Origin of the sequence: Cognatishimia sp. 1_MG-2023 (assembly GCF_030548175.1) — a bacterium.
GTDB lineage: Bacteria > Pseudomonadota > Alphaproteobacteria > Rhodobacterales > Rhodobacteraceae > Cognatishimia.
In genome coordinates this window covers 1-7,776 of the sequence record NZ_JAUORX010000016.1, presented here as the reverse complement: position 1 = coordinate 7,776, position 7,776 = coordinate 1, and the positions used below count along the sequence as shown (strand labels likewise).

The 7,776-nt window shown below is 53.3% G+C and carries 6 protein-coding genes and 1 pseudogene; 6 read left to right on the top strand and 1 reads right to left on the bottom strand.

The window, feature by feature from the left end; translation table 11 throughout:
• Nucleotides 1–548: 548 nt before the first annotated feature.
• The 3 genes from Q4544_RS15660 (at nucleotide 549) to Q4544_RS15650 (ending at nucleotide 3,766) form a co-directional block, all read left to right on the top strand.
• Complete coding sequence (locus Q4544_RS15660) at nucleotides 549–2,318, top strand: nucleoside-diphosphate sugar epimerase/dehydratase (RefSeq protein WP_303507843.1); 1,770 nt, start codon at nucleotides 549–551, stop codon at nucleotides 2,316–2,318.
• Between the two features lie 93 nt (nucleotides 2,319–2,411).
• The gene (locus Q4544_RS15655) at nucleotides 2,412–2,645 is read left to right on the top strand and encodes a hypothetical protein (protein WP_303507841.1); all 234 of its coding nucleotides are present in this window, start codon (nucleotides 2,412–2,414) and stop codon (nucleotides 2,643–2,645) included.
• Nucleotides 2,609–3,766, top strand: coding sequence for a polysaccharide biosynthesis/export family protein (locus Q4544_RS15650; RefSeq protein WP_368411296.1), 1,158 nt, complete (start codon nucleotides 2,609–2,611; stop codon nucleotides 3,764–3,766). Before Q4544_RS15655 ends, Q4544_RS15650 begins: the two co-directional genes overlap by 37 nt.
• 76 nt (nucleotides 3,767–3,842) lie before the next feature.
• Here Q4544_RS15650 and Q4544_RS15645 read toward each other — a convergent pair whose 3' ends face one another.
• The gene (locus tag Q4544_RS15645; RefSeq protein WP_303507839.1) at nucleotides 3,843–4,559 is read right to left on the bottom strand and encodes a DnaA N-terminal domain-containing protein; all 717 of its coding nucleotides are present in this window, start codon (nucleotides 4,557–4,559) and stop codon (nucleotides 3,843–3,845) included.
• Nucleotides 4,560–5,048: 489 nt separating this feature from the next.
• Between Q4544_RS15645 and Q4544_RS15640 the strand changes: the two genes are divergently transcribed.
• The 3 genes and pseudogenes from Q4544_RS15640 to Q4544_RS15630 all read left to right on the top strand — a co-directional run.
• Entirely contained in the window at nucleotides 5,049–6,389 is a 1,341-nt protein-coding gene (locus Q4544_RS15640) for an AAA family ATPase (RefSeq protein ID WP_303507837.1), read from the top strand.
• Nucleotides 6,386–7,498, top strand: coding sequence for a ParB/RepB/Spo0J family partition protein (locus tag Q4544_RS15635; RefSeq protein WP_303507835.1), 1,113 nt, complete (start codon nucleotides 6,386–6,388; stop codon nucleotides 7,496–7,498). The genes Q4544_RS15640 and Q4544_RS15635 overlap by 4 nt, the downstream gene beginning before the upstream one ends.
• Before the next feature lie 167 nt (nucleotides 7,499–7,665).
• Nucleotides 7,666–7,776 (top strand): annotated as a pseudogene (locus tag Q4544_RS15630) (IS66 family transposase zinc-finger binding domain-containing protein); the annotation flags it as partial.

Genomic DNA, 7,776 nt, shown 5'->3' with positions numbered 1-7,776 from the left:
ATCGTGCCTTCATTTGTCCGTCCTTTTGTTGGGCGGACTCTACACAAATTTGGAGGAGTTTTAGGGGCTCAGGTCAGCTGAATGCGGTAATGAACATGTTTTATACAAGAATTCAGCCGTTCCGCTATTATTTAGAGAAAAGCGCTACGCGTGCATCTAGTGAAAACGGCAAACGCTCATCAGTCAATCCATACTTTCCATAGCTTCTGGCTCTATTAACTAGATTCGAATTTAATAACTTGCCCCTTATGAAGTTGCTATCCACAAAGGATACCCATTATTGTTGTTAACATCCAAGCAGCCACTGCCCAAAATTTATTTTACACTTGAATATAACAATGTATTTAGTACTCTATTATTCGCTCATTTTGCGGATCAAACATTTTCTTATTGATTTTCAGCAGTAATCTAGAGATTAGAACGCTATGGTAGTTGGTATTAAGAACGTAAACACTTTAACGCGAAAACAGAAAAAATCGATTTTGTTTTCCGTGGACTTAACCCTTATCGCAATAAGCCTCTATTGCGCTTTCGCACTGCGTTTTGGAATGGTTGTGCCATTCTCGCCAATGGCTGAGAACTGGCAGTTATTTCCTGCGATGTTGCTTGTGGGCGCATTTACGATCAATCTTTCCCGCCTGCACCAGATCAAACTTCACGCGATGGATCATCGCGCGTTTCTGCGTATTGCCAGCACGGCCGCAGCACTTAGCCTTTTCGCAATGGGCATTTCCTTCACGCTAGGGCTATCTGGCCCACGATCCATTCCATTGATCTTTGGCGCCTTTTTCTTTTTATCCTCATCGCTTGTTCGCGTTATTGGTCTACAAGTGCTGCTTGCGCTTGGCTCCAAATCAAAGCCGGATGTCAGGGTTGCGATTTATGGTGCCGGTGCGGCAGGCATCCAGTTGGCCGCAGCACTACAGCAGTCGGCTGAAGCCCGCCCTTGCTTCTTCATCGACGACAACCCCAACCTTCATGGTCTGCTCATGAATGGCCTACCCGTTCATCCGCAAACGAAACTCGCCGCAAAAGTTCAAAAACATAAAATTGACCGCATTCTTCTAGCAATGCCATCAACCGAACGCGCACGCCGGAACGAAATCCTGCAAGAGATTTCCGAGCTTTCAGTCGAGGTCATGATCCTACCGTCTTACGTCGATTTGATGGCTGACGGTGGTGTCGAACAAGCGCTTCGCCCAGTACGACCTGATGAACTACTCGGCCGCGACAAAGTAGAACTCGACATCCCTGAGATCGCCAAATCCTATGCCGGGCGCACAATAATGGTCACCGGTGCTGGCGGTTCCATCGGGTCTGAACTGTGCCGCCAACTGCTAAACCGCGCACCAGAACGTATCGTTTTGTTCGAACAAAGCGAATTCTCCCTTTACGCAATTGATCGTGAAATCAGAGGCTTAGTCGCAAGCAGCAAGAAGGACGTCCAGATTGTCACCCGTCTTGGTTCGGTAACCAACCGCGAGCGGATCAGAACCGTTATTCAAGAACAAGGCGTCGACATTATCCTTCATGCCGCGGCTTACAAGCACGTTCCAATGGTCGAAGAAAACGAATTGGAAGGCGCAAACAACAACGTCCTGGGCACTCAAACCGTTGCTGAAGTTGCCGCAGAAGAAAACCTAGAACGCTTTATTCTGGTCTCAACGGACAAAGCTGTGCGCCCAACCAACATCATGGGCGCGACAAAGCGTATGGCCGAATTGGTTGTTCAAGACATTCAAACACGCAATCCGCAAACTAAATTTGCAATGGTCCGCTTTGGCAATGTTCTTGGCTCATCAGGCTCCGTGCTTCCGTTGTTTGAAAGCCAAATCCGAGCGGGCGGCCCCGTAACCGTGACCCACCCAGAGGTCACGCGCTTCTTCATGACCATCCCAGAAGCCGCGCGTCTTGTCCTGCTTGCCGGCGCTTATGCCGAAGGAGGCGATCTATTCGTTCTCGACATGGGCAAACCCCAGAAAATCGTCGATATTGCTCGGAAAATGATCCAGCTCTCTGGCCGTACCGTCAAAGAATCACCAGACGCCACAGGTGACATTGAACTAAAGATTGTCGGCCTACGCCCTGGCGAAAAGCTGTACGAAGAGCTGCTAATTGACGACGATAGCCTCATTGCGACCCCTCACCCAAAGATTCTGCGCGCCCAAGAGGCACAGCTTTCGCAAATCGAAGTGGCCGCTATGTTGCGCGAAATCAACAAAGCGATTGGCGCCGCAAACCCGCAACATCTACGAAACACAATTAAATCAAGCGTAGATGGCTATCATCAGCCGAAAGGCGAAGCGCGCCCTGCCTAGGTCAAAGCACTAAAATCGAAAAACAAAATTGTTCACAATCGGCAATTGCGCTAAAGCTAGCGTAATTGAATTAAACGCGATGGATTCCTCTAAATGCACCTTCCGCATCGTTCTGCGATTTTTACAGCCTGCCTCGTTCTTTCCGGCTGTGGCGTTACGTATAACAGCCCAAGAATTTCAGAAAGCAATGCGGCCTATGATGTCTCCGTCGTTGAATTGACCCCATCCGAGGTCGCGCGTGCAAATAACAGCGCTTACACGCCTAAAAAGCTGCCAGCAGCCTTTTCGCGATCTGCAGGCGCGCAGGTGGGTCACCGCGCGGCTTAGGCAGTCTTCCAGCCGCCCCAGAAGCACAAATTCAGCCCGCACCCGGCGCACTTGCTTTACGCCTCCCCCCGGCAGCGGAACATCCTATTTACCAAATTGGCATTGGCGACGTCATTCTGCTTGCGACACGCGCAAGTGGGCGCGCTGTCGAACAGGTAAGCGGCGTCTTTGCGGCACAAAGCCAACAACAGGGCTACACTGTGCGCGATGATGGCGCGATCTCAATCCCAGAGGTTGGATCCGTTACCGTTCAAGGCCTGACAATCGAAGAAGCTGAAGAACGCGTGTTCCAGCGTCTTATTCAAAGCCAATTTGATGCCGAATTCAGCCTCGAAATCGCAGAGTTTAAATCCAAGCGGGTCACAATCGGCGGCGCTGTTGGCACATCTACCTTGGTGCCAGTTACGCTTACGCCATTAACCCTTGATCAAGCGCTAGCCTCCGCGGGTGGTATTGCACTCGCTAATCAAGATTTTGGCTCGATCCGCATTTATCGTGGCGGTGAGCTGTATCAGATTCCACTCGAAACCTACTTCAAGGACTCTAAAGCACGCAAATTGGTGCTGCTGGATGGCGATTCCGTCTATGTCGACAATGCATATGACCTTGAGCGCGCCCAAGAGTTCTACGAACGCCAGATCGAGACGCTGGAACTAAAGCAACGGTCCCGATTGAACGCAATCAGCGAATTGCAAAGTGAAATTGATCTTCGTCGTAGCGAATTGAACGAACAGCGTTCAAACTTCCAATCCAAGGTCGACCTTGGCGCTGTCGATCGTGACTATGTGTATTTGACAGGTGAAGTGGCCAATCAAAATCGGATCCCCCTACCCTTCGAGACAAAAGCCTCTTTGGCTGATGTCTTTTACGAAAACGGCGGCTTTCCAACAACGACCGGCGATCCGTCCCAAATCTACGTCCTGCGCGCAAACAACACCGAAGAGTTAACCGCATATCATCTCAATGCGAAGAATATCGTTAACCTGACCGTGGCGACCAAGTTTGAAATGCGCCCTGACGACATCATCTTTGTACGTGAACAGCCGATCACCGTCTGGGGCCGTGCCTTGCAGCAAGCCTTCCCAGCGTTGATTAGTGCAGGTGCTACAAGCCTAGAGTAGAGTTTAACTGAACAAGTAAAATAAAACGCAGTGGAATATCCATTCCACTGCGTTTTTTGTTTCCAGCCTTTGGAACTTAACTTGAGTAGTCAATCTCAAGGGCTGTAATGTCTTGGCTCACGGCGAACACAGCTGCCGTTAACCGGCTTAGGTAATGCGTCTTAATGTATTCACCTGCAAAGCGTGATGGCGCCAGCAGGCGAAGCACACCGGCTTCGACCTCAACAGCCTCTAGCCGCGCAAACCATGCGTTATACAGCTTTGCGTCCTGTTCCCGTAGCCGCTCTGAAACAACCGCCCACAATGGCACATCACTCACTATTGGCGTGTTAGAGCCTGAATGCAGTGGTACAACATTGCTGTCCCCCTGCTCGGCTGGCTCAGGCGCGCCGGCAACCCTCGCGGCAAAGTCGGGGCCCACTGCATCCCAGAACGGCGCCGTGGCGCGCAGCACAGTTGGGAAATCAATTTTATACTGGGCCACCCTGCCCCGGGCTGCTGGAATATCGACACTAATCCAGCCCAAACGGCGCAATTCGGACATCTCGCGTTTGACAGTGCGTTCTGTCACACCCCACATTCGCGCAAGCTCGCGTTGGCCAACGGCAAAAACGCCACGCCGCCAATTGAACCGCGCTGTGATCAACAAGGAAAGCCGCAAAGCCAAACGTGCCTCAACACCCTCGGCTTGGGATGCGGTCACCAATAAGGCCGTCAACACGTCGTATTTCGCCGACGCCGATCCAGGACCAGTGATCCCGCTGCCTTTGTTCAATAGCCCTGACTGTGTCATGGATGTGCCTGTGCTGCGCAGATCTTAGTGTCCGCGTCGATTCGTGAATGCTCTTGAGGAATTTACCAGTTCTCAGCTGCTTTGACTACCGGTTCAAACGCTTTTCCCTAGCTTGCACTGATTAGCGTTGGAAAGTGGTCAGTTGTCAAGAACATTAGGTTTCTGGTCCTTAAACCAAATCCTTTTGAAAAGAAAAATGGTATGTTCTTGGTAATGGGGGTCATCCAGAATGTCACCCTATTGGGCCTTGATGTCCCCTCAAGATGCTGTGGGTCGCTATTCATGTCCCCTCAAATTCAGTGTCTAATCCCTAGGTCCCCTGCCCTATTTCCGAATCGGGTCAATCGCTTAGGCACCGTTTTTCTTATAGGTTTCGGCTTAGAAACACTGAATTCACCATTGTGGATAAAAAGACTTTATCAATCTCTCTGTATTTGGCAAATTGGGCGTAAATTCAAAAAACGTTACTAATAGCGTCCGAGGACAGGCATGCTGACACATTCAGATCTACGCGAGCTACAAACAAAGTCACTCAAGATGCAGGGGTGGATCCGGCAACAGACCTTCTCGCCGGAGAATGAAAAGACCCTGCGCCGCTTCTCTTCTTGGGAGGTGTCCGAGCTGATCTTTGGCATGAACCAATCCACCTTCCGCGGCAAGATGGCTGCCGACCCGACCTTACCCGCGGGTAAGGTCGAACCCGATGGTCGGCAGCGGTGGTTCTCTTTGGAAGAGATCAACACCCTGCGCCGCCGCCTAAAGCCGCGTGGCAAATCCCTGATGCCAGAGCGCCCCAATGGCCGCGCCTTTCGCACCGCCATTGCCAACTTCAAAGGTGGCGCTGGCAAATCGACCGTGGCGTTGCACTTTGCCCATGCGGCCGCATTGGATGGGTACCGTGTGCTTTGCGTGGACTTTGACCCGCAGGCCACCCTCTCCCACTCGATGGGTCTGACTGATGTCAGCGAAGAGCATACCGTTTGGGGCATCATGGCTCGCGACCTGATCCGCGAGACCGAGGCGCAGAACAACGCGCCCCGTGGCGCCGCCAGCGGTGCCGCCCTGCCCCAGCGCGCGATCCCGTCCAGCATTACCGACCTCGGCCTGCAGGACCTGCGGGTCTCGGACTTCATCCAGCCCACCAACTGGCCCACGATTGATGTCGTCCCCTCCTGCGCCAACGCAGCCTTTGTCGAGTTCGCCTCGGCCCAGTACCGCCACCTGAACCCGGAATGGTCCTTCTTCGCGGCCATGTCCCGTTTCCTTGATCAACTGCCTGATGATCAATGGGACCTGATCTTTTTCGACTGCCCGCCAGCCATCGGCTACCAATCCATGAACGCGGTCTTTGCCGCCGACATGCTTTATATCCCCTCGGGCCCCGGCTATTGGGAGTATGACTCTACCACTTCTTTCATCGGCCAGCTCTCTGAAGCGCTCGAAGATTTGGCGCATGGGTTTGAGGGAACCTTACCCGCGGATAAGGCGCAGCTGCCCAAGGTGTTCCAAGACGTGCGCTTTTTGCTGACCCGTTACGAGCCGGGCAATGATCTGCACCGTGCGATGTTTGAAGCCTTTGGTAAGGTTTTTGGCGACAAGCTGGCGAACCATCCGGTCGAGATGACGCGCGCCGTAGAGCAATCTGGTCGCTTCCTTAGCTCGATCTACGAGATGGACTACCGCGATATGACCCGTGAAACATGGCGTCGGGCGCGGGGTAGTTTCGATCAGGCTTACGATGAGTTCAGCGAAACCATGCTGCCGCTTTGGAAGGCCATGAATGACCCAACCTTATCCGCGGATAAGGTCAGCGAAGGAGAGCAGGCATGAGCAGGAAACGCCGCATCTTTGACATCAATGTTCCGGACGAGGCCGTCGAGGCACCGGAGCCGTCGATCAAAAGCCTTGAAGAAAAGCCCGCAAAGCGTGGGCCAATGGCCAGCGCCATCGCTGAAAATGCCGAGGCATTGAACGCCCGCAAAAGCGCCGCCGAGGCGATCCGCGAAGAGAATGACGCATTAGCGCATGAGTTCGTAGAACTGCGCGAAGCCGGCCATGTGGTGCAATCCATCCCGCTGGAGGATGTGCATACCTACATGCTGGTCCGGGATCGTATCCCCGGGGAAGACCTGGAGCTGGAGGGGTTGATCACCTCAATTCGTGACCTTGGGTTATCCAACCCGATCCGCGTCTTTGCGCGGCCGGATGGTAAGGGCTACGAGCTGGTCCAGGGCTACCGTCGCCTTAGTGCCTATAAGAAGCTGCTAGAGGAAACAGGGCAGGGGGATTGGGCGCGCGTGCCTGCCTTGGTCTTGCCGGGCGAGGCGGATATTGCAGGGCTCTATCGCCGCATGGTGGACGAGAACGTGATCCGCAAGGACCTGTCCTTTGCCGAGATGGCGCATGCCGCGCATAACTATGCCGCCGATCCTGCGACAGAGGCGAACGATCTGTCTTCTGCAGTGGCGGCCTTGTTTCAGTCAGCACCCTATTCCAAGCGCAGCTACATCCGATCCTTTGCCTTGCTGCTCGAGCGGGTAGGGGAGGCGTTGAATTACCCAACCGAAATCCCGCGCGCCCTTGGCGTAACCTTAGCGCGTGAGATGAAAGAGCGCCCAGAGATCGCGGGCCGCATCAAGCAGGACCTCGAGGGTTGGGACAATCGCAGCATCAAAGATGAACTGGATGTCTTGCGCCGCCACGCTGGGCTAGAGGATTTTGAAACCTTATCCGCGGATAAGGTTCCTGAACCAAAGCAGCCCGCACGAAACAAGGGCAGCAAGGCCAAGACGACGTTTCACATTCGCAGCAGCGCCGGTCAGGTGAAATGTACTGCCGGGGTAGGGCGGTTAGAGATCAAAGTGGACCGCGACTTTTCGTCCATTGATCGGGCGAAGTTAGAGGCAGCGATTGCCTCTTTGGTGGATGGATTGGGGTGATTTAAACTACGTGATAAGATGAAGTTCCTTATTACCAAGTAAAAACAATGGTTTAGATTGTTTTGAACGACGAAGGGGTAGCTGCCGCGTTTTGTGGCAGTTTCCCCGCAAATTCGTAACCGTTTGTTATGCCCTAGCTTCCGAAGATGCGTGTATTCTGCGAGTCCGTGCCCGCGCAGTTCCGCGTCATCGTCACCCGCCGTCCCAAGTATGCATGCCGGTCCTGTGAGGCCGGGGTTGTTCAAGCGCCCGCCAAGCCGCGACTGATCGAAGGTGGC

What these genes read in the sequence shown, in the direction of transcription:
- Q4544_RS15635 (WP_303507835.1), top strand. Translation starts at nt 6,386, where the DNA reads ATGAGCAGGAAACGCCGCATCTTTGACATCAATGTTCCGGACGAGGCC.
- Q4544_RS15660 (WP_303507843.1), top strand. Translation starts at nt 549, where the DNA reads ATGGTTGTGCCATTCTCGCCAATGGCTGAGAACTGGCAGTTATTTCCT.
- Q4544_RS15645 (WP_303507839.1), bottom strand. Translation starts at nt 4,559, where the DNA reads ATGACACAGTCAGGGCTATTGAACAAAGGCAGCGGGATCACTGGTCCT.
- Q4544_RS15640 (WP_303507837.1), top strand. Translation starts at nt 5,049, where the DNA reads ATGCTGACACATTCAGATCTACGCGAGCTACAAACAAAGTCACTCAAG.
- Q4544_RS15655 (WP_303507841.1), top strand. Translation starts at nt 2,412, where the DNA reads ATGCACCTTCCGCATCGTTCTGCGATTTTTACAGCCTGCCTCGTTCTT.